Origin of the sequence: Curvibacter sp. AEP1-3, from assembly GCF_002163715.1 — a bacterium.
GTDB lineage: Bacteria > Pseudomonadota > Gammaproteobacteria > Burkholderiales > Burkholderiaceae_C > Allorhodoferax.
In genome coordinates this window covers 3,336,866-3,358,266 of record NZ_CP015698.1, presented here as the reverse complement: position 1 = coordinate 3,358,266, position 21,401 = coordinate 3,336,866, and the positions used below count along the sequence as shown (strand labels likewise).

19 protein-coding genes are annotated in these 21,401 nt (G+C 57.9%); 7 read left to right on the top strand and 12 right to left on the bottom strand.

The features are described from left to right. Positions 1-32: 32 nt before the first annotated feature. The 10 genes from AEP_RS15745 to AEP_RS15700 form a co-directional block, all read right to left on the bottom strand. Complete coding sequence (locus tag AEP_RS15745) at positions 33-890, bottom strand: amino acid ABC transporter substrate-binding protein (protein ID WP_198301841.1); 858 nt, start codon at positions 888-890, stop codon at positions 33-35. An 80-nt stretch (positions 891-970) separates the two neighbouring features. Continuing rightward, positions 971-2,227: a group II intron reverse transcriptase/maturase gene (gene ltrA, locus AEP_RS15740; RefSeq protein WP_335583050.1), complete on the bottom strand. Its 1,257-nt coding sequence runs from the start codon at positions 2,225-2,227 to the stop codon at positions 971-973. 645 nt (positions 2,228-2,872) lie between these two features. Next, positions 2,873-4,129 (bottom strand): group II intron reverse transcriptase/maturase, encoded by a 1,257-nt coding sequence (ltrA, locus tag AEP_RS15735; RefSeq protein ID WP_335583050.1) that lies wholly within the window; start codon positions 4,127-4,129, stop codon positions 2,873-2,875. 729 nt (positions 4,130-4,858) lie between these two features. Beyond that, on the bottom strand, positions 4,859-5,836 hold the full coding sequence (locus tag AEP_RS15730) for a LysR substrate-binding domain-containing protein (RefSeq protein ID WP_087496261.1): 978 nt from the start codon (positions 5,834-5,836) through the stop codon (positions 4,859-4,861). Between the two features lie 71 nt (positions 5,837-5,907). Further along, positions 5,908-7,056 carry an oligogalacturonate lyase family protein gene (locus AEP_RS15725; protein WP_087496260.1) on the bottom strand — a complete coding sequence of 383 codons (1,149 nt, stop codon included), beginning with the start codon at positions 7,054-7,056 and terminating at the stop codon, positions 5,908-5,910. Between the two features lie 15 nt (positions 7,057-7,071). Further along, positions 7,072-8,361 carry an ABC transporter substrate-binding protein gene (locus AEP_RS15720; RefSeq protein WP_087496259.1) on the bottom strand — a complete coding sequence of 430 codons (1,290 nt, stop codon included), beginning with the start codon at positions 8,359-8,361 and terminating at the stop codon, positions 7,072-7,074. 27 nt (positions 8,362-8,388) lie between these two features. Then, complete coding sequence (locus tag AEP_RS15715) at positions 8,389-9,507, bottom strand: ABC transporter ATP-binding protein (RefSeq protein WP_087496258.1); 1,119 nt, start codon at positions 9,505-9,507, stop codon at positions 8,389-8,391. Positions 9,508-9,520: 13 nt separating this feature from the next. Then, the gene (locus tag AEP_RS15710) at positions 9,521-10,420 is read right to left on the bottom strand and encodes a carbohydrate ABC transporter permease (RefSeq protein WP_087496257.1); all 900 of its coding nucleotides are present in this window, start codon (positions 10,418-10,420) and stop codon (positions 9,521-9,523) included. After that, entirely contained in the window at positions 10,420-11,304 is an 885-nt protein-coding gene (locus tag AEP_RS15705) for a carbohydrate ABC transporter permease (RefSeq protein WP_087496256.1), read from the bottom strand. Before AEP_RS15705 ends, AEP_RS15710 begins: the two co-directional genes overlap by 1 nt. 30 nt (positions 11,305-11,334) lie before the next feature. Next, positions 11,335-12,489 (bottom strand): mandelate racemase family protein, encoded by a 1,155-nt coding sequence (locus tag AEP_RS15700; RefSeq protein ID WP_087496255.1) that lies wholly within the window; start codon positions 12,487-12,489, stop codon positions 11,335-11,337. 127 nt (positions 12,490-12,616) lie between these two features. On the opposite strand from AEP_RS15700, the gene AEP_RS15695 reads away from it, so the two are divergent. Together AEP_RS15695 and AEP_RS15690 are read left to right on the top strand one after the other, a co-directional pair. Beyond that, the gene (locus tag AEP_RS15695) at positions 12,617-13,378 is read left to right on the top strand and encodes a FadR/GntR family transcriptional regulator (protein WP_087496254.1); all 762 of its coding nucleotides are present in this window, start codon (positions 12,617-12,619) and stop codon (positions 13,376-13,378) included. A gap of 134 nt (positions 13,379-13,512) precedes the next feature. Next, entirely contained in the window at positions 13,513-14,601 is a 1,089-nt protein-coding gene (locus AEP_RS15690; RefSeq protein WP_157673192.1) for a porin, read from the top strand. A gap of 87 nt (positions 14,602-14,688) precedes the next feature. Here the strand turns inward: AEP_RS15690 and AEP_RS15685 are convergent, their stop codons facing one another. Continuing rightward, positions 14,689-15,303, bottom strand: coding sequence for a hypothetical protein (locus tag AEP_RS15685; protein ID WP_087496252.1), 615 nt, complete (start codon positions 15,301-15,303; stop codon positions 14,689-14,691). Between the two features lie 3 nt (positions 15,304-15,306). Beyond that, the gene (locus tag AEP_RS15680; protein WP_087496251.1) at positions 15,307-17,166 is read right to left on the bottom strand and encodes an ABCB family ABC transporter ATP-binding protein/permease; all 1,860 of its coding nucleotides are present in this window, start codon (positions 17,164-17,166) and stop codon (positions 15,307-15,309) included. Positions 17,167-17,206: 40 nt separating this feature from the next. Here AEP_RS15680 and AEP_RS15675 point away from each other — a divergent pair, with 40 nt between their 5' ends. From AEP_RS15675 to AEP_RS15655, 5 genes are all read left to right on the top strand, one after another. Beyond that, on the top strand, positions 17,207-17,623 hold the full coding sequence (locus AEP_RS15675; protein WP_087496250.1) for an acyl-CoA thioesterase: 417 nt from the start codon (positions 17,207-17,209) through the stop codon (positions 17,621-17,623). A 187-nt stretch (positions 17,624-17,810) separates the two neighbouring features. Further along, positions 17,811-18,707: a branched-chain amino acid ABC transporter permease gene (locus AEP_RS15670; protein WP_087496249.1), complete on the top strand. Its 897-nt coding sequence runs from the start codon at positions 17,811-17,813 to the stop codon at positions 18,705-18,707. Next, entirely contained in the window at positions 18,707-19,783 is a 1,077-nt protein-coding gene (locus tag AEP_RS15665) for a branched-chain amino acid ABC transporter permease (RefSeq protein ID WP_087496248.1), read from the top strand. The genes AEP_RS15670 and AEP_RS15665 overlap by 1 nt, the downstream gene beginning before the upstream one ends. Next, positions 19,780-20,607 carry an ABC transporter ATP-binding protein gene (locus AEP_RS15660; protein WP_087496247.1) on the top strand — a complete coding sequence of 276 codons (828 nt, stop codon included), beginning with the start codon at positions 19,780-19,782 and terminating at the stop codon, positions 20,605-20,607. Before AEP_RS15665 ends, AEP_RS15660 begins: the two co-directional genes overlap by 4 nt. After that, complete coding sequence (locus tag AEP_RS15655; protein WP_087496246.1) at positions 20,604-21,401, top strand: ABC transporter ATP-binding protein; 798 nt, start codon at positions 20,604-20,606, stop codon at positions 21,399-21,401. The genes AEP_RS15660 and AEP_RS15655 overlap by 4 nt, the downstream gene beginning before the upstream one ends.

Here is a 21,401-nt window from a genome sequence, read left to right as displayed (position 1 = left end):
CGCAGCGCACCCCGCTATGCGAGCGGAGTCGCTTAAAAAGGCACGAAGTCGCTGGGGTATTTCCAGAAGTCCCTCAGCAGGTAGCTCACGGGCAGATTCAGCGCTTTGTCGTTCGGCGGAATGGGCTTCAGAAACCATTTGTCGTAGATCGGCTGAATCTCTTTGCTGACGATCAGGCGACGCATTTCTTCGTCGATCAGCTTCTTGAACTCGGGATCGTCTTTGGACAGCATGATGGCCAAGGGTTCTGTGGTCAGGAACTTGCCGACCACGCGCAACGATTCAGGCTTGGGCAGGTTAGACGCCAAGCCATACAAAAGCACGTCATCCATCACAAAAGCATCCGCCTCACTTTTCTCGACCATGTCGACCGCTTTCGCATGGTCGGGGGCTTCGAGGATGGTGATGCGCAACAACCGCTCACGGTTGGCCTGCTCCGCAGCCTTCAGCGGGGTCGTACCTTTGGTGGACACCAGCTTTTTGCCTTCCAAGTCTTCAATCCGTTCTATCTTGCTGTCAGCCCGCACCAACATGCGGGCCCCGGTAATGAAGTGAGGGATGGTGAAGGCTACTTTCTGGCGCCGCTCGGCGTTGTTGGTGGTCGATCCGCATTCGAGGTCTGCCTTGCCTTCGGCCACCATGGCGATGCGGTTGGCAGGTGTGACCTGCAAGAACTCCACCTGCATGTTCTTGGCACCGGTCTTCTTGCGCACCGCCTCTGCCAACTTCAGGCACAGCTCTACGGCATAGCCCACGGGCTTCTTGTCAGCATCAACATAAGAAAACGGAATGGACGACTCGCGGTGCGCAATCACCAATTTGCCGCCACTACTGACACGCTCCAGAACACCAGTCGCAGCGGCCGGGCTGTGCCCCGCAAATGCAAGCAAGCTGCCAAGATCGAGTAGGGTGAGGGGTTACCCCCTCAGCCCTCTCACACCACCGTACGTGCGGTTCCGCATACGGCGGTTCAAGTAGGACGCTGGAGGTGCTGGTGGGTTGCCACCAGCGAGACCAGCCCGAGTTGCGTGAAGTATTTCGTCGGGAGAGCTTGGCGCAGGTGTTTGGCACCGGCGTTCCACCATGGACCATGGCCATTGACGCTGGACTTCCATGCCCGCTGGGCATCGAGCCCGAGTGCGAGCATTTTGGATTCCCGCGTCTTTGTCCTTTTCCATTGCCTCCACATCAGGGCGCGTAGCCGTCTACGTACCCACATATCCAGTGCTTCGATGGGCTTGTGGCTCTGGGTCAGGCTGAAGTAGTTCATCCATCCCCGTAAAACCGGATTTAGCTTTTCGATGGTCTGGGGCAGTGGCCTGCCCCGTCCCTGTGCACAGTATGTGCGCACGGCGTGCATCAGGCGTTGCGTGCTTTCCTTGGCTATTCGGATTTTGCTGGCTCGTTGTGCTGTCACGCTGTATCCCAGAAACTTGCGTTTCCATGGCCGCTCAACCGCACTTTTGGTCTCGTTCACAGTGAGCTTGAGCCGGTTTGCAAGAAACCTCTTTATGCCCTCCATGATGCGTTGGCCCGCCCGCTGACTGCTCACGTAGATGTTGCAGTCATCCGCATACCTGCAAAACAGCAGCTTGCGTGCCTCTAGCTCCCGGTCTAAATCAGTCAACAGGATGTTGGACAGTAGTGGTGACAGGGGGCCGCCTTGCGGTGTACCCTCGTACCGTGGTGTCTCTACCCCGTTGGCCATCATCCCGGCCTCCAGAAACCTGCGTATCAGGCTCAGGACGGTTTTGTCCTGTACCTGGCGTGCCACCCGCGCCATCAGCACGTCGTGGTTGACACGGTCGAAGAATTTCTCCAGGTCCATGTCCACCACCCAGCGCTTGCCGCCACGGATGTACTCTGCCGCTTTGCTTACCGCCTGCTTCGCACTTTTCCCCGGTCTGAAGCCGTAGCTGCTTTGCGAGAAGGTAGGTTCAAACAGGGGTTGCATCGCCTGATGTAGCGCCTGCTGAATCAGCCTGTCCACCACCGTGGGCACTCCGAGCGTGCGTACCCCGCCTTGCGGCTTGGGTATGTCCACCCGACGTACCGCTTGGGGGCGGTAGGTTCCATCCAGTAACGACTTCTTTACTTGCGACCAGTTCACTTTGAGCCACGTCTTGAGGTCTTCACAGCGCATTCCGTCAATGCCGGGTGCGCCGCGATTCTTCATGACTCGGCTGTAAGCGAGCTGCATGTTGTCGCGATCCACGACTCGGCTCATGAGCCGGTCTCTCTCCGATTTCGGTTGCTCGACGTACGCCGTACCCACCTCAGCACCCACGTGCGCACTCCCCAGATTCCGTCCGGTTCCTTCGCTGTGGGCCCCTCTTGCGAGGGCTTCTGCTTCATCGATTGGCATCGAGTGACTTCGTTCCTACTCTCGTTTCCACTTGTTCGGGCCTTCGGTGCCGCCTCTTGTGGCTCATCACCTTGGGTTGCACCTACTATGCCCTCTGCTGACTTCTGAGCGAGCCTCCCGTCACCTTTCGATGGCCGGTAGCCCTTACGGGCACCACACTCAGATCTCTCCGGGTATTACGCACCCACTTTCACGCTTATGTCCGTCGGATCTACGCCACAGAGTTCCGTGCAAGTTTTGGGCTTCAGAGATTTCGGACTCCTTACCCCCCTGTGGCGCCTCATATCCGCTTCCTGTTCGTCGAACCAGCGCTTTGCCATCCGGCTTCCTTCAGACTCGCAGTCGCCCGCGAAGCCCTTGCCATTGGCTAACCCTTCCCCTTGCAGGGCGAGTAGAGGTCTTTCACCTCCTAGTGAGAGCGTCCTGCCGGACGCACATCGAGTAGGGTGAGGGGTTACCCCCTCAGCCCTCTCACACCACCGTACGTGCGGTTCCGCATACGGCGGTTCAAGTAGGACGCTGGAGGTGCTGGTGGGTTGCCACCAGCGAGACCAGCCCGAGTTGCGTGAAGTATTTCGTCGGGAGAGCTTGGCGCAGGTGTTTGGCACCGGCGTTCCACCATGGACCATGGCCATTGACGCTGGACTTCCATGCCCGCTGGGCATCGAGCCCGAGTGCGAGCATTTTGGATTCCCGCGTCTTTGTCCTTTTCCATTGCCTCCACATCAGGGCGCGTAGCCGTCTACGTACCCACATATCCAGTGCTTCGATGGGCTTGTGGCTCTGGGTCAGGCTGAAGTAGTTCATCCATCCCCGTAAAACCGGATTTAGCTTTTCGATGGTCTGGGGCAGTGGCCTGCCCCGTCCCTGTGCACAGTATGTGCGCACGGCGTGCATCAGGCGTTGCGTGCTTTCCTTGGCTATTCGGATTTTGCTGGCTCGTTGTGCTGTCACGCTGTATCCCAGAAACTTGCGTTTCCATGGCCGCTCAACCGCACTTTTGGTCTCGTTCACAGTGAGCTTGAGCCGGTTTGCAAGAAACCTCTTTATGCCCTCCATGATGCGTTGGCCCGCCCGCTGACTGCTCACGTAGATGTTGCAGTCATCCGCATACCTGCAAAACAGCAGCTTGCGTGCCTCTAGCTCCCGGTCTAAATCAGTCAACAGGATGTTGGACAGTAGTGGTGACAGGGGGCCGCCTTGCGGTGTACCCTCGTACCGTGGTGTCTCTACCCCGTTGGCCATCATCCCGGCCTCCAGAAACCTGCGTATCAGGCTCAGGACGGTTTTGTCCTGTACCTGGCGTGCCACCCGCGCCATCAGCACGTCGTGGTTGACACGGTCGAAGAATTTCTCCAGGTCCATGTCCACCACCCAGCGCTTGCCGCCACGGATGTACTCTGCCGCTTTGCTTACCGCCTGCTTCGCACTTTTCCCCGGTCTGAAGCCGTAGCTGCTTTGCGAGAAGGTAGGTTCAAACAGGGGTTGCATCGCCTGATGTAGCGCCTGCTGAATCAGCCTGTCCACCACCGTGGGCACTCCGAGCGTGCGTACCCCGCCTTGCGGCTTGGGTATGTCCACCCGACGTACCGCTTGGGGGCGGTAGGTTCCATCCAGTAACGACTTCTTTACTTGCGACCAGTTCACTTTGAGCCACGTCTTGAGGTCTTCACAGCGCATTCCGTCAATGCCGGGTGCGCCGCGATTCTTCATGACTCGGCTGTAAGCGAGCTGCATGTTGTCGCGATCCACGACTCGGCTCATGAGCCGGTCTCTCTCCGATTTCGGTTGCTCGACGTACGCCGTACCCACCTCAGCACCCACGTGCGCACTCCCCAGATTCCGTCCGGTTCCTTCGCTGTGGGCCCCTCTTGCGAGGGCTTCTGCTTCATCGATTGGCATCGAGTGACTTCGTTCCTACTCTCGTTTCCACTTGTTCGGGCCTTCGGTGCCGCCTCTTGTGGCTCATCACCTTGGGTTGCACCTACTATGCCCTCTGCTGACTTCTGAGCGAGCCTCCCGTCACCTTTCGATGGCCGGTAGCCCTTACGGGCACCACACTCAGATCTCTCCGGGTATTACGCACCCACTTTCACGCTTATGTCCGTCGGATCTACGCCACAGAGTTCCGTGCAAGTTTTGGGCTTCAGAGATTTCGGACTCCTTACCCCCCTGTGGCGCCTCATATCCGCTTCCTGTTCGTCGAACCAGCGCTTTGCCATCCGGCTTCCTTCAGACTCGCAGTCGCCCGCGAAGCCCTTGCCATTGGCTAACCCTTCCCCTTGCAGGGCGAGTAGAGGTCTTTCACCTCCTAGTGAGAGCGTCCTGCCGGACGCACCAAAAAAAACGCTGCACGACGGGGTGCAGCAGCGTATGTATTTGTCATAACTTCTCCAACGACGGGGCCTGACTGAATTTGTGACTCTAGCCAGCCCCTTTCACCGCCGCAAATGCCTATTCATTGGGCCGGTATGCAAAACCGTTATGCAACAACTATGCCGTTGAGGTCGCCTGGGAATGCAAATAGTCCCATAGGGCTTGGGCTGAGCCCTTGGGCGTGCGGGTCTGCGCCCGCTGCGCCGCGCTCAAGCTGCGGCCTGCTTCCCGCACGGCCAGGCGTTCGCGGTATGCCCGTACTTCCATGGTGATCTGCAGCGACTTCATGTGATTCGGCAAGGCACTCACCAATTTTTTGGCACGCAGGTCTTTCTTTACCGCGCTGTGGGGCAGGAAGGCCACGCCGTGGCCTTCTAACGCCATGGCCTTCAGGCCTTCGGCCATGTCGGTCTCATACACACGATCGAAATGGACAGGTACTTCGGCTTGCTTCAAGATGAGTTCCACCATCTGGCCCAAATAGGCGCCCGGCGCATACCCCAGGTAGGGTAAGGGCTGACCGAGTTTGCCGGGAAGGCTGAACATGGGGTTGCCATCCGCATCCGGCTTGGAATAAGGTGCCACCACTTCCTCACCCAGACTGACCATCTCATAGCGGTCCGCATCCAGCTGGTAGGGCTGCGAGGGATGGTGATAGGCAATCAGCAAATCGCAACTGCCTTCGACCAGACGAATCACCGCGTCATGCACATTGAGCGCAATCAGGCGGCTTTTGAGCGGCCCGAATTTCTCGCGCAGCTCGGACACCCACGCCGGAAAAAAAGTGAACGCCAAGGTGTGCGGCACCGCGAACTCGACCACGTCTTGCGCTGCGGTGGTATGCCCGCGCAGCATGGCGCGGGTGCTTTGCAAGGCTTGAAGCACCTCCAACGACTGGTCATACAACGTCTCGCCCGCCGGGGTCAGCCGGGTGGGGTAGCTGCTGCGGTCCACCAGATCGGTGCCGGCCCACGCCTCCAACGACTGGATGCGCCGCGAAAACGCGGGTTGGGTTACGTGACGCAGTTGCGCTGATCGGCTGAAACTCCGGGTTTCAGCCAGAGACACAAAGTCTTCAAGCCATTTGGTTTCCATGGGCGCGCATTATGCGCGAAACGCATGGATTTACCCTCCATCCGGCGATCCGCCCCTATAAGCTGCAGGATTTACAGGTCCACGAGGAAGAGCGCCGGCTCGCCTTCCGCATCGCTGCTGAAAAGCACCTGCCGCTCATCCGGCGTAAAAGACGGATGGGGGTGGGTGACCTGCCGGTTGCCGAGGTACACCCGCCAGGAGCTGTCGTGCCGCGCCAGTTTGCGCATGTTGCCGGCTTTCAGATCGAACACATACAGGTAGGGGTCGTTCTGGACCTTGTGCGATGAACTGTCAGACACGTCCACTGGGGTCCCGGAGCCGTCGCCCACGATGAGACTGCCATCAGCGTTGCTCATCAGATGAGAGCATGGCGGCATGGTCGTGAGCACGCGGGTTTGCAAGGTGACAGGATCCAGGGAACACATGGCACGTTCTGAACGCCCTTTGAAATAAGACACGAACACCATGGCGGAGCCGTCCGGCACCCAGAATTCATGGGTGCAGCTCTCGCCCTGATCGTGTTCCTTGCCACAGCGCAGGTTGCTACCGTCTTCGTTCACAAACCACATGCGTGCATCGATGAGGTCATGGGTACCCTCATGGCAAAAAGCCACTGTGTTGTCATCAAAGGGGCGGTACTGGGGGTGGCCCAGCCAAAGCTTTTCCTCGTGAATCACCGTCCGCGCTCCGGTCACCAAGTCGATTCGGATCAAGCGGCAACGCGGCTTGGAATGGAACATCTCGCCGAACTTTTTCCAATCCGTTAACGGAAACCAATCCGTCCCCAGAATCTCGATGCCCACCATTTTGGTACAGGCACTATTGGCTACCCAGGTTCCGTAGCCTACCCAGTCAGAGGACACGGTATAGACACACTCTTCCTTCAAGGTGGCGAGCTCCAGACGGATCAACTCCCGCTCCGCCCGGACGAAATACAGAAAGCGGTCGTCCGGGCTCAGAAAGCCACCGAAGGTGTTCTCCCCGGGCTGGTCGGTCAATTGGGTCGCGACACGGGTCTGCAAGTCCAGCCTGTGGTAATGCCATTCATCACCGGACCGGGCACCGAACACCAACTGGTTACCGTCGTTGCTAAAGCACTTTTGGTAGAAGTAAGTGCGATGGCAAGCGGTATCCGCCGGGCTCAGTCGCGTAACACGAGCCCCGGTATCCGGATCCGACTTGGTGATGAATTCAAACTGTCTGGTACTTGCTTTGCTCATGAACTTTCCGGCTCTTTACTTGATGCGTTGCAACAGTGCGTTGCCCTCTTCCACCAGGCGCTTCGCGGCCTCCTGGTCCGTGGTCTTTCCGTAGGCTACGGTCTCGAAGACCTCGCGGATGAACTTATTAAAGCGTGCGTTCTCGAACAAGGGCGAAGGCATATCGATCTTGCCGTTGTCCTTCAGCTTTTTGATCTGGAGGAATGCCTTGAGCTCCGAGCCCTGCAATGCGTCGGTACGCACGATGGCCCGGAACTGGCTGTCGGCAGAAGGAACGCCTCGCGTGGTCCCGAGAATGGCAATGGCCTCTGGATCCGTTACCAAGTAGTTCAAGAACTTTGCAGCGATTTCCGGATTCTTGGTCTTTTTGCTTACTGCAAACATCAGGGATGGGCGGCCGAACATACCGCTGTTCTTGGCATTCGGCAGCATCAGGAAGTCGCCCACATCGAGCTTCTGGTCTTTGTTCAATGTGCTGGCGCGCAGGCCGATCGTGCTGTCCCACGTGTAGTTGCCGGCCCAGTTTCCACTCACCCAGTCTTGTTGCTGTTCGGTGGGCTTTTCTGCTCCGCCCAACGATGCACGTAGCGGCAGGGGCACCGCCACATTGTTGGCCGTTAGTTTCTTGTAGGTTTGCACCCACTCCAGTGCAGCGGCTTCGGTCATAGCCACCTTGGGCTGCACAGGGTGCACATACGGCGTTCCGTACTTCTGCATGATGTAGGTCTGCGACAACAAAATCATGTCGTACAGCTCACCATCAATGGCGAAGGCCTTGTCGCCGAACTTTTGCTTGAACACCGGTCCGGCTGCAAATAAATCATCCCAGGTCGCAGGCATTTTGAGTCCCGCACGCTCATACGCGGCGCGATTCCAAAGCATGACGCGTGCGGTATAGGAAACCGGCAAGGCATTGAGTTTTTTGTTGACCACGCCGGTCTGCAGATCAGCCTCGGAAAACTGGTTCAAGCCGATCAGCGACTTGTGCTTGTTGAGATCCAGAAAACCATCCCCCGTCTTGGAGAAAGTGGAGAGCCAAGCCCAGTTGATTTGCATGATGTCCGGCTCGGTGCCACCAGCGTACTGGGTCGACAAGCGCTCCAGATAGCCGTTGAAACCCATGTACTCGGCCTTGATTTTCACGCCGGGGTTTTTCGCCTCGAATGCGGCGATGGCTTTGAGCGTGGCGTCGTGGCGGGCACCACCACCCCACCAGGAAAAGCGCAGGGTACTGGCTTCCTGGGCGCCTGCAGCCATGGCAAAAGATAGTGCTGCACCTGCCAGCCAAATCGAACGTCGTTTCATGATTGTCTCCTCATTGATTTTTTGATGTCACAAGAACAAATTCAGCCCGCTGTCCATGTCGAAAGCGTGGCAGGCATCCATCTGGATACCGAAGGCATGGCGATCCCCGCGGGCTTTGCCTGCAAGATCGCGGAGTTGGTCTGCAGGAACACGGGCTGTCAGCGGTGTATCGCCCAGGGTGAAGTGCACGTACACCTCGCTGCCCATGTGTTCCATAAAGCGCAGGGTGCCGTCCACCATCTGCACAGCGGATTCGCTATGGCCACCCGCCGTGATGTGCTCAGGACGGATACCAAACTTGACCGCCTTTAGTGCTTGGAGGCGTGGAATGTGTTTTTGCGGGACTTGGAGCGTGACCCCGCCAATGGAGACTTGCGCGCCATCTTGGGTGACTTCTGCAGGGATGATGTTCATCTCCGGTGAACCAATGAAGCCAGCCACAAACACGTTCGCGGGTTTGTCGTACAAGGCCGTAGGGGTATCCACTTGCTGGATTTCACCGTCCTTCAGCACACAGATCCGCTCACCCATGGTCATGGCTTCCACCTGATCGTGAGTAACGTACACCACGGTAGAAGGACGCCCTTGCTCCCGCAAGGTGCGATGCAATTCGGTCAAACGTACGCGCATGGAGGCGCGCAGCTTCGCATCCAGATTCGACAGCGGCTCATCGAACAAGAACACTTCCGGGCGTTTCACAATCGCTCGCCCCACGGCCACCCGCTGCGCCTGTCCCCCGGACAATTGTTTGGGGAAGCGGTCCAGCAGATGGTCCATTTCCAAGAGCTTGGCAGCTTCCCGCACACGGGCATCTATTTCTGCTTTGGCGGTTCCTGCGAGCTTCAGACCAAACGCCAGGTTGTCATAGACCTTCATGTGCGGGTACAGGGCGTAGTTCTGGAACACCATCGCAATGCCGCGTTGCTTGGGCGGCAAGCTGTTTACCACTTGATTACCGATCAACAGCTCACCGCCACTGATGCTCTCCAGCCCCGCAATCATCCGCAGGATGGTACTTTTAGCGCAGCCCGAGGGCCCCACAAACACCATGAACTCGCCGTCGCGGATTTGCAGATCCACGCCGTGCACTGCTTTGAACCCGTTGGGGTATGTCTTCTCGATTTTTTTTAATTGCAATTGCGCCACAAGAGGCTCCTCTTTAACCTTTGATACCGCTGCTGGCGGCACCTTCAATGAAATGCCGTTGTGCCAGGAAGAACACCACCAGTGATGGAATCAAGGCCACTACCGAGATGGCAATGACACTGGCCCATTCGACCTCTTCGGTGGCACCGATGCTCATCTTCAGTGCCAAGGACACGGGGTAGTTCTCTACGCTGGAGAGATAGATCAACGGACCCATGAAGTCATTCATGCTCCAGATGAACTGAAACACCACGACCGATATGAGAGCCGGTTTAAGAATCGGAATCAGGATGTGCCACAAAAGCTGGAGCGCGTTGCAACCGTCGATCTGTGCGGCCTCTTCCATGTCTCGAGGAATCCCGCGCAGGAACTGGACCAGCATGAATACGAAGAAGGTGTCGGTGGCAAATGCGGACGGAACAATCAGTGGCAAGTAGGTATCAACCCAACCGAACTCCTTGAACATCAGGTACTGGGGCAAGCGCAGAATGATCAGCGGCAGCATCATGGTGCCGACCATCACACTGAACAGGAACTTCTTTCCCCAGAACTCGAAACGCGCGAACGCATAGGCCACCAGGACGCACGAAATCACCGTCACGATTACCTTGGGAATGATGATCAGGAATGAGTTCAGGAAATACGTTGCAAACGTGTATTCCGTGCTGGTCTTCCATCCCTTGGCATAGGCCGAAAAGTCAAACCGGCTGGGCCAGAAGCCGATTTCCGTGAAGACTTCTGCGTTGGTCTTGAATGACGCTCCCACCAGCCAGATCATGGGATACAGCATCACCAGGCCCATGACCAGCAGCACACCGTAGCGCACGGCGGCACTGATTTTTTCTTTGCGTTGGAGCTCGTTGGCGTAGGCGTCTGAGCTGGCACGCTCTGCCAGATTCAGTTCGGCTTGCATTATTTGCGCTCCTTTTCACCGGAGTAGAAGACCCAGTATTTGGATGTGAAGAAAGAGATTGCACTGAGACCCGCCACGATCGCGAAGAGCACCCATGACAGCGCACTGCCGTAGCCCAGGTTGAAGTACTTGAAGCTCTGGTCATAGATGTACAGAGACAGCACATACGTGGAGTGCAAGGGGCCACCCTCGGTGATCATGTAGGGGCCGTTGAATTCCTGGAAGGCATGCACCATCTGCATGATCAAGTTGAAAAAGATCACCGGGGTGATCAGGGGCACCGTGATCTTGAAAAACTGCTGTGTCTTGCTGGCACCGTCGATTTCTGCCGCCTCATACAAAGAGGTGGGTACGTTCTGCAATGCGGCCAAAAAGATAACCATGGCAGAACCGAACTGCCAGGTGAACAAGAGCACCACGGTCCACAGCGAGTAGTGCTCGTCAGCCAACCACGCGATGGGCTGCAGGCCCATCTTCATCATCACGATGTTCACCAATCCGTTCTGGGAGAAGATGAAGCGCCACATGATGGCGGCGGCAATCGACCCGCCCAGAATGGAGGGCAGGTAGTAGGCTGACCGGAAGAAGTTGATTCCCCGAAGTTTGAAGTTCAAGACATGGGCCATGAACAACGCGAATCCGACCCGCATGGGAACCGCGAGTGCCGCAAAGAGCAAGGTAACGCCCAGTGACTTCTTGAACAGCGGATCTTTCTGAAACAACTCCTGATAGTTTTCCAGCCCAATGTACTGGGGTGGGCTGATGAAGTCGTATTGGGTGAAGCTCAATGCGAAGCTCATGACGAACGGGAAGAGCTTGAAGCCCAGCACCCCGATCACAAAGGGAAGCACAAACAAAAAGCCTGTGGTCTTGTTTTCGTACATAGATTAGGTCCTTGCGGCTGCTAGGGCGTTTTAGTAGCGTGACACCGTGTGGGCTTCGACGTAGTCGAAATTGATGTCCTCGCCCAGACCTGGTTTTTGGGAAAGATGAACAAATCCGTCGCTGTCCATCGGATCGACCAAGGCGTTCAGATAGGCTGGCACTTCGTCATAGTCCAGAAAGGGGTGCAGCAAGCCCCTTTCATACCACTTGCAGTTTTTGATCGCCGCGCACACCGCCAGATTGGCGGCTCCGTTGCCATGAACTTCACAGTCCATCCCGTAAGCCTCTGCCAGATGTGCCACTTTCAGCGTCGGTGTGATGCCGCCGACGCCCGGTACGCCGGCCCGAAGAATGTCGCAGGCGCCGTTCTGCACCCATGCAGCACGGCTGTAGTGTTTGCCCGAGAGGCTTTCCGGACCCAGAATGGGAATATCCAGTTGGCCTGCCAGCCACACATAGGACTCCATGCTTTGCTCGTTCATCATTTCTTCGAACCAGGAGAATTCGAGCTTTTCCAGCGCACGTCCGATACGTAGCGCATCGACCCGGCTGTAGTTGTGGTACCCGTCCAGCATGAGCGCGATGGCCGGCCCCACTGCTTCGCGCACTGCCGCGCAGGCTTTGATGTCCATATCCACATTCGGGGCGAATCGGACCGGGGGCATCCATGTGTGGATCTTGATTCCCTTGTATCCCCGCGCCACCAGCTTGACGGCGAAATTCGCATAGTCATCCGGCGTGGCCAATCCGCCCGCCAGCTCATCACCACACATCGTGCTGCCGTAGGCGGGTACTTTGTCGCGGTAAGCGCCTAAAAGGCGGTACACCGGGACATTCAGCGAGCGCCCCGCAAGGTCCCACAAGGCTTGCTCTACCGCGGCGAGCGCCCTGTCGGTCAATTGGCCGGCACTGCCGCGCTGACGATGCTCGAGGCTCTTCCATATTTTTTCGCGCTGTAGCGCATGTTCGCCCAACGCAGCAGGACGGACAAATGCGTCGAGTACGTGTGCACGCACAACTTCTGGTGGCGCAAATGCGTAACCACAGTCCCCGGTGTCACTTTGGACGGTCAACATCGCCATCTTTGCCTGGGTTGTCTCACCGGGATGGGAGTGCCCGTCGCTGTCGACCGACCTTTTGGTGGGGTATGTGAATATCTGCCCTATAACTTTTTCGATCTTCATGACATGTCCGCAAATTGATAGGAACGACTGTACACCTAGTCGTCAGACGTCTTAGATGGTATTTACCCTGACGACGCTTATCTTGCATTACTGCAGTCCATAGCAGCTTCATTAAAATCTGACTCATATGACCACCTCCCCCTCCAAATCCGTAGCCAACAAAAGCCAACCACAGCGCGTGGTTGAAAGCATTCAGGCCCGCATCCTGAATGGCGAATTGAAAACGGGAGATCGCATTCCGCCCGAGCCTTCGCTGATGGAGGAGTTCAGCGTCAGCAGGACGGTGGTACGTGAGGCCATGTCCAGCCTGCAAGCCAGCGGTTTTGTGAAGACCCGCCATGGAATCGGGACTTTTGTTTTGGAACGAACTGGGAGCGCCAGTCTTCTCTCCGCACCGCCTCAGGAGCTGCATGTAAAGCAGACTTTGGCCATGCTGGAGTTGCGCATCAGTCTTGAGTCTGAGGCGGCTCATCTGGCCGCATTGAGGCGTACCGACGCACATCTCGCTGTGATGCGTGAAGCATTGTTGAGCTACAGGTCCAATTGGCAAGCTGGCAAGAGCACCGTTGAAGATGATTACCGGTTCCACGCTGAGATTGCCGCCGCAACTGACAACCAGTATTTCCTGGAAGTTCTGGGCAACCTGGGGAATGCTACTTTGCGCTCGCACTCCCATGAAGGAATCGAACAAACCAAAGCGAAAGTCACGACCGGCCAGTTCGGCGAAGCGCTTCCCATTTTGTCGGACGGCAAGGAGACTGCACAAAGGGAACACGAGGCCATTTTTGATGCCATTGCACGCCAGGATGCAGCGTCCGCCAAAGCCGCCATGTTCATGCATTTGAGCAACAGCCGAGAGCGACTCCGTCGCAAGATCGAACCCGCCTGACCCCCCCCCCCAAGCATCGCCGGCAGGGTTTTCACTGATTTTGGATTCGAAACTTCCTCATAGACTTGCCTCAAGTCATCTGACGTCTGACTTAGGACGAGTGACTTGACATCACATCAACGAGGAGATTTGAATTGCGCCCCATTCCATCCACCCTGCTCCCGCTCACGCTGTGCGCGTTGATCAGCAATGCATTCGCACAATCGGCACCCGCTCCGGCTCCCGCACCCGCCCCCAGCGCGCCGGCCGTGACGTCCGCCATTCCACTCAAGATCTCCGGACGCTTGGATGTGGGCCTGAAAAGCGCAATCCCTTCGGACCTGTCCAAAGAAACCACCGCCTCTGAAGCGGTGGATGAGGGTTCGAATGCCCGTCTGAACTTTTCCGGCTCATCTGACATCGACGCTGATCTGAGCAGCTATTTCATGATTGAGATGCGCTTCAACGCCGACAACGGCGCTCAAAACGACAGCGCGGCATTGTTCAAAGACAAGGCGTGGGTCGGCTTGACCAGCAAAAAATACGGCGACTTGAAGCTCGGTCGCTTGCATTCGCCGCAGTACGGCGTATCCACTGCCGGCCGCTACGAGGCGTTCAGTGGTGACAGCTACGCCTCCATGGGAACACGAGGCGCTCTGGCGGCCAATCAATGGAACAACGCGGTCTACTACACCACGCCAACCGCCAGTGGATTCAATGCCGGACTGACTTTCAGCAAAGGCGAAAAAGCAGCCGCCAACGGCATTGGTGCACACGTGGCCTACAACGAAGGCCCAGCATCAGCTGCCATTGGCTTCCAACAAGAGCAAGACAAGTGGGACACCACCACCCAGAAGACCATGGACACGTTCTCCATGGGCGCTTATTACGATTTTGGCGTTGTGCGTGTGAGCAGCACCTACGCCCGTTCCAGCAAAGCCAACATCACCAGCAGTGGCTCGCAAGATGTCTTTACTGCGGGTGTTCGGATTCCCTATGGCCCGGGTGAAATACGGGCATCGGTGCGAAGCATCGATGAAACAGCTCGCAAGTCCGCCACAGACGCCAGCTCCGACGTAGACAGCGTCCGCATCGGCCTTGGTTACGCCTGGCTTCTGGATGCCACTACCGGCGTGCACTTTTCCCTGGTGCGCGAAACACAAAAGCGTTTCAACGCCAATGGCTCTGAGAAGAGCAACGCCACCGGTGAAGGCGCAGAAATCTCCCTGCGCAAGACGTTCTAAGAACGCGCGTATTTCAGGTTAGCCAAGGTTGAATTGCGACGGGTTGAGGGTCCGGCTTCATAGCTGGGCCCTCTTTTTTTGCCCGCATTAGACGGCTGCAGACTGCCCCGTCATTGCGAGATAGGCATTGCGAGTTCCCACACTGACCGACTGCAACACTTGTTGGTAAGTGGTCTTGTGCCGCGCCAGCAAACGTGCTGAAGCCACGGTCTTGGAGCGGCAATACCAGTGGCAGGTGTGCTGCATCAAAAAGAGTTCTGCAGACAGGGTGAAAGCACGGCGCTTGGGCGACAGACCTGCCTGGTTTTCAATCACCGACGCGATGCCACGCGCGTGGACTGCAAACGCTTCACGCACGTCAAAGCCGGCGGACGGCCACCAGCGGGCCGCATAGGGAATGGCCACCGGCAGGCGGCTTACCCGCGTGGCAGCTGCATCCTGCGTTGCGAATTCGGCAGCGAAGGCAGTGAACTGTTCGCTCAGCGTTTGTTCCTGCACTTCCAGGTAGCTCCAGACCTGGGTCTGGCGCTCCGCGTCTTCCTCGCCCAAGGCGCGCAGATACCCGTCCGTGAGGCTTTCCATCAGCTTTTCGATGTCAAAGCGAGAGAGCACGCTTACCAACAGGGCAATGCGCTCGCTCTGGTCTTTCTTCTTGGCCCAAGCAAATCCAAGGGCTGCCGCCAACAACAGCAACATGTCCATGGCTTACTCCCCGCTTTGCTGCAAGGCCCACATGGACGCGTAACGCCCATTGGCCGCCAATAGTTCGGCATGGTTACCGCGTTCAATGATGTGACCTGCATCCATCACCAGTATCTCGTGAGCGTCCACGACCGTGGACAAGCGGTGAGCAATCACCAGCGTTGTCTTGTTGCGGGAAACGCCTTGCAGCTCCGCCTGAATGGCGCGCTCGTTGGCACTGTCCAGCGCGCTGGTAGCTTCATCAAAGATCATGACCGGAGGGTTCTTGAGCAGGGTTCGGGCAATCGCCACACGCTGTTTTTCTCCACCGCTGAGCTTGAGACCTCGCTCACCCACCATGGTGTCGTAGCCTCGGGGGGCTGCCGCAATAAAGCGGTGAATGTGCGCCGCTTTGGCCGCTGCCTCGACCTCGGCGCGGCTGGCACCGGGTCGCCCGTAGGCGATGTTGTATTCCACCGTGTCGTTAAAAAGCACCGTGTCCTGCGGCACGATGCCGATGGCCTGACGCACGCTGCTTTGTGTCACATTGCGGATGTCCTGCCCGGCAATGGTGATGCGGCCCTGCTGCACATCGTAAAAACGGAAGAGCAAGCGCGCCAGCGTCGATTTGCCTGAACCACTGGGCCCCACCACAGCGACCGTTTTGCCCGCAGGAATCTCGAAGCTGATGTGGTGCAGGATGGTGCGCGCCTCGGTGCCTGCAGCTGCCTTGCTGCCTGCAGGGTCGTAGCTGAAAGTGACACCTTCAAACCGCACGCTGGCGTCTGTGCCATCAGCTGCCAACTGCAGGGGTTGTGCATCGGGTGCATCCGCGATCTCGCGCTCACGCTCCATGAGGCTGAACATCTTCTCCAGGTCGGTCAGGCTTTGCTTGATCTCCCGGTAGATCACACCCAGAAAGTTCAGCGGAATATAAAGCTGGATCATGAAGGCATTGACCATGACCAGATCGCCCAGCGTCATGCGCCCGTCCACCACGCCTTGGGTAGCGCGCCACAGCATGGTGACCAGAGCGGTGGCAATGATGAGCTGCTGCCCGGTATTGAGCACCGAAAGCGTAGTCTGGCTCTTGACGGCCGCCTTGCGGTAGCGCTCCAGGTTTTCGTCATAGCGCCGGGCTTCGAATTCTTCGTTGTTGAAGTACTTGACCGTCTCGTAGTTCAGCAGTGAATCGATGGCGCGGCTGTGGGCCGTGCTGTCCATCTCATTCATCTTTTTGCGGAACTGCGTGCGCCATTCGGTGACCGTGACCGTGAAAGCGATGTAAACAACAAGCGCAATCCCGGTGATCCAGGCAAACCAGACATCGAACTTGACCGCCAGCAGCGTCAGCACTAACGCCACCTCGATCAGGGTGGGCACGATGCTGTAGAGCGAATAGCTGATCAGCGAATGCACGCCACGGGTGCCCCGCTCGATGTCGCGGGTCATGCCCCCGGTCTGGCGCTCCAAGTGAAAGCGCAAACTCATGGCATGCAGATGGCGGAACACTTGCAGGCTAATGGACCTCGCAGCGCCCTCGGTAGCCTTGGCAAACACCAGCTCGCGCAGCTCACTAAACAAAGACGTGCACAGGCGCAAAGCGCCATACCCCACCAGCAGTGCCATAGGCACCACCAGCACCGCCGCAGCGTCGCCGGGTTTGATGGTCATCGCATCCACCAGGTTTTTCAGCAGCAGGGGCACGCCCACGTTGGCGAGCTTCGCCCCTACCATGAACGCCAGGGCTGCCAGCACACGCCATTTGTAGGTCCACAAGTAGGGAAAGAGGCGCTGAAGAGTGCTCCAGTCGGACTTGGGCTGCACAGCGGAGGCAGAGGAGATCGCAGCAGGAGCTGCTGCGGGGAGACCGGAGGGGCGCATGGGGGACAATTCGGAATAGTTTCAGTTCAGGATTGTGCCCATGTCTACCGTTTCAAGTTCCAGCCACGTTCAATTGCCTACCGACCAGGAGCTGGTGCTCAAAGTGATCCCCATGCCGGGCGACTGCAATGCCAACGGCGACATCTTCGGCGGCTGGGTCATGGCCCAGGTCGACTTGGCCGGCTCGGTGCTGCCTGCTCGCTACACCCAGGGGCGTATGGCCACCGTGGCGGTGAACGAGTTCATCTTCAAGCAACCGGTGCGGGTGGGCGACATCCTGAGTTTCTTCAGCAAGGTGAGCCGCATCGGCCGCACCTCTATCGCCGTCAAAGTCGAGGTGTATGCCGAGCGTTACCGCTCACAAGGGCAGTACACCAAAGTCACCGAGGCGTCACTCACCTATGTCGCGATTGACGACCAGGGACGCCCCCGCCCCATACCTAAAACCAACGAATAGCGCTATTTTTTTGATAGCTACTCGCGCATATTCCATGGGTGCCAGAGAACCAAAACACTTCAAGCCCGCACTGTAGATACCCAGCGGACTTGAGGGGACTTCCTAGGGTCTACGAGATCAGTGGGAACCCTATCGGTGATTGGGGGACAGAACGCTATAACCGGACTGCACTTACCAAGGAGACAACGTGCAGTTCCTTCAATTGCTGATCAGCGGCGTGGCACAGGGGTGCATTTACGGCCTGATCGCGCTCGGCTTTGTATTGATCTACAAAGCCACCGAAACCGTGAGCTTCGCCCAGGGCGAACTGATGATGCTGGGCGCCTTCGGCGGACTGGTGGGCATGACCATGCTCGGAATGCCCTACTGGATTGCTGTACCCAGCGCGATCTTGGGCATGGCCCTCTTCGGCGTGTTCCTGGAGCGTCTGGTCATTCGCCCCATTTTGGGGCAGCCTGCTTTCTCGATCGTGATGCTCACCATCGGCATCGGCTATGTGGCGCGCGGCCTGATCACCATGATCCCCGGCATCGGCACCGACACCAACGCTTTGCCCGTGCCCTACAAAGACGAGATCCTGAAGTTCGGCGGCAATGACATGGGCATAGGCGCCTTGGTGCTCAACGTAGAGCACCTCGTCATCATCGGCGCCACCGGCGTGTTGTGCGTGCTCTTGTTTGCGCTGTTCCGCTATACCAAGCTGGGCATCGCCATGCAGGCAGCCTCCCAGAACCAGCTAGCCGCTTACTACATGGGCATTCCGGTTCAGCGCCTCAATGGTTTGGCTTGGGGCCTGGCGGCTGCGGTGGCTGCGATTGCAGGCATCCTGCTCGCGCCCATTACCTTCGTACACGCCAACATGGGCTTTATCGGCCTCAAGGCCTTCCCGGCCGCGGTGGTGGGCGGCTTCGGCAGCCTGCCGGGCGCCATTGTGGGCGGGCTGGTGATCGGCCTGGTGGAGTCCTTTGCCGGCTTCTACTTGCCTGATGGCTTCAAGGACACAGCCGCCTACGTGGTGGTGCTCGTCATGCTGATGGTCAAACCCAACGGTTTGTTCGGCGAAAAATTGCGGAAGAAAGTCTGATGCGTTTCATATTCAAGACCGATTACGCGCAGGACATCAACCTCGCCAAGCATGGCGGCCATGTGTTCTGGTACAGCGCGCTGGTGGTGCTGCTGGTGGCCGCTCCGTGGCTGCTCACCGAGTACAGCCTGGCTCAACTGAACCTAGTATTGATCTACGCCATTGCGGGTCTCGGGCTGATGCTGCTTGCCGGCTTTACCGGCCAGTTCTCGCTGGGGCATGCCGCATTTCTGGGTGTTGGCGCCTATGCACAGGCTTACTTCACCAATGCCGGTGTTCCGTTTGTGGTGTCGCTGGCCCTCTCAGGTACCCTGTCGGCGCTCATGGGCATCGTCGTGGGCTTGCCAGCGCTGCGGCTCAAGGGCATCTATCTGGGTATGGCCACTTTGTCCTTCGGCTTCATCATTGAAGAAGTGTTTGCCCGCTGGGAATCGGTCACTGGCGGAAATGCAGGCAAAGCGGTCGGCGTGATCAAAATGGCTGGTTACGAACTGGGCAGCGGCCAAGGCTTCTACTTCGTGTGCCTCACGGTGACCGTGTTGTGCACTCTGGGCATTCTGAACCTGCTGCGCTCCCCGACAGGCCGGGCTTTTGTGGCCATCCGCGACTCCGAAATTTCGGCGCAGAGCATGGGCATCCATCTGGCGTACTACAAGACACTGTCGTTCTCCATTTCAGCGGCTTTGGCCGGCATGGCGGGCGCCTTGTATGCCCACAACTTGCGCTTCATTTCGCCCGACCAGTTCAACCTGCTGCAGTCGATCGACTTGCTACTGATGATAGTGATCGGCGGCTTGGGCTCGGTACACGGGGTGTTTCTGGGTGCCATCTTCCTCATCATCCTGCCCCAGGGCATTTCGGCCGGCAAAGAATTTCTACCAGAGTTCATCGGCCAGGCGCCCGGCCTCAAGAGCGTGATTTATGGCTCTGTGCTGATCGCCTTCGTGCTATTTGAGCCCATGGGCCTGTATGGCCGCTGGCTCAAGGTGCGCACCTATTTGCAGATGTTCCCGTTCTACCGCAAGGGCATGTTCAAGCGGCAGAAATCCTTCCAGAAATCGGACCGGTTGAAATGAACTCCGACACACTTCTCTCGGCCAAAGACCTGAGCGTGCGCTTCGGCGGCGTGCTGGCGGTCAACAAAGTCAGCTTCGATGTCAAGCAAGGCGAGGTCTTCACCCTCATCGGGCCCAATGGCGCCGGCAAGACCACGGTGTTCAACCTGATCAGCCGCATTTACACGCCCACCACCGGCAGCATCACCTATATGGGCCCGCAGGGTCCGCTGCAGCTCACCGAACAGGCCCCACAAAACGTGGCCTCACTGGGCATCGCGCGCACCTTCCAGAACATTGAGCTGTTCGAGCACGCCAGCGTGCTGCACAACCTGTTGATCGGCCGCCACACGCACCGCAAAACCTCCCTGTGGCAAGACTTGCTATTCACCCCCGCCGTGCGCGAGGCTGAACTCAAGGCCCGTGAAAAAGCCGAGGAAGTGATTGAGTTCCTTGACCTGCAGCACTACCGCGACTCGCTGGTGGCAGGCCTGCCCTACGGCGTGCGCAAGGTGGTAGAGATGGCGCGAGCCCTGTGCACCGAACCCAAGCTGCTGCTGCTCGACGAGCCGTCCAGCGGCTTGAATGTGGAAGAAACCGACGACATGGCTTTCTGGATCCAGGACATCAAGAACGAGCTGGGCATTACGGTTCTGATGGTGGAGCACGACATGAGTCTGGTCTCCAAAGTCTCGGACCGTGTACTGGCCATGAACCAGGGCGAAGTGCTGGCCATGGGCAGCCCCCGCGAAGTGCAAACCGACCCCGCCGTGGTGGAAGCCTATCTGGGCTCTATTGATGATGTGTCGTCCCTGCGCCGCCAACCTTCCCGGGAGGCCGCATGAGCACCTTGCCGCCCCCCATCAGCGACCAGCCTGTGCTCAAGCTGCTGAATGTCGAGAGCTCCTACGGCCCCATCAAGGCCATCCGGGGCGTGAGTTTGCAGGTGCGCCGCGGCGAGATTGCCACAGTATTGGGCTCCAACGGTGCGGGCAAGACCACCATTTTGAAAACCATCTCCGGCATCATCGATCCGCGCAAAGGCTCAATCGAATTCAAGGGGCAGGACATCACCGCCCGCGATCCTGCCTATATCGTGCAGGAAGGCCTGAGCCATGTGCCCGAAGGGCGCGAAGTGTTCCCCCTGCTTAGCGTGCATGACAACTTGCTCATGGGTGCCTTCACCCGCGCAGACCGCGATGGCGTCGCCAAGGACCTTGCAACCGTGTATGGCTACTTCCCCATCCTCAAGGAACGCGCCGCGCAGGATGCCGGTTTGCTTTCTGGCGGACAACAGCAGATGCTGGCTATCAGCCGAGCGCTCATGGCAGACCCCGACCTCATCCTGCTGGACGAGCCCAGCCTGGGTCTGAGCCCGAAGCTCACCAAAGAGATTTTTGAGATCGTGGTGCGTATCAACCGCGAGCGCGGCACCACCATCCTGCTGGTGGAGCAAAACGCCAACATGGCGCTCAATGCCTCGGACTACGGCTATGTGCTGGAGAACGGCCGCATCGTCATGGAAGACACCTGCGCCAACCTGCGCGAAAAAGACGACATCAAAGAGTTTTACCTTGGCATGAAGGAGGACGGAGTGCGTGGGGAACGTCGTTGGAAAAAGAAGAAAAACTGGAGATAG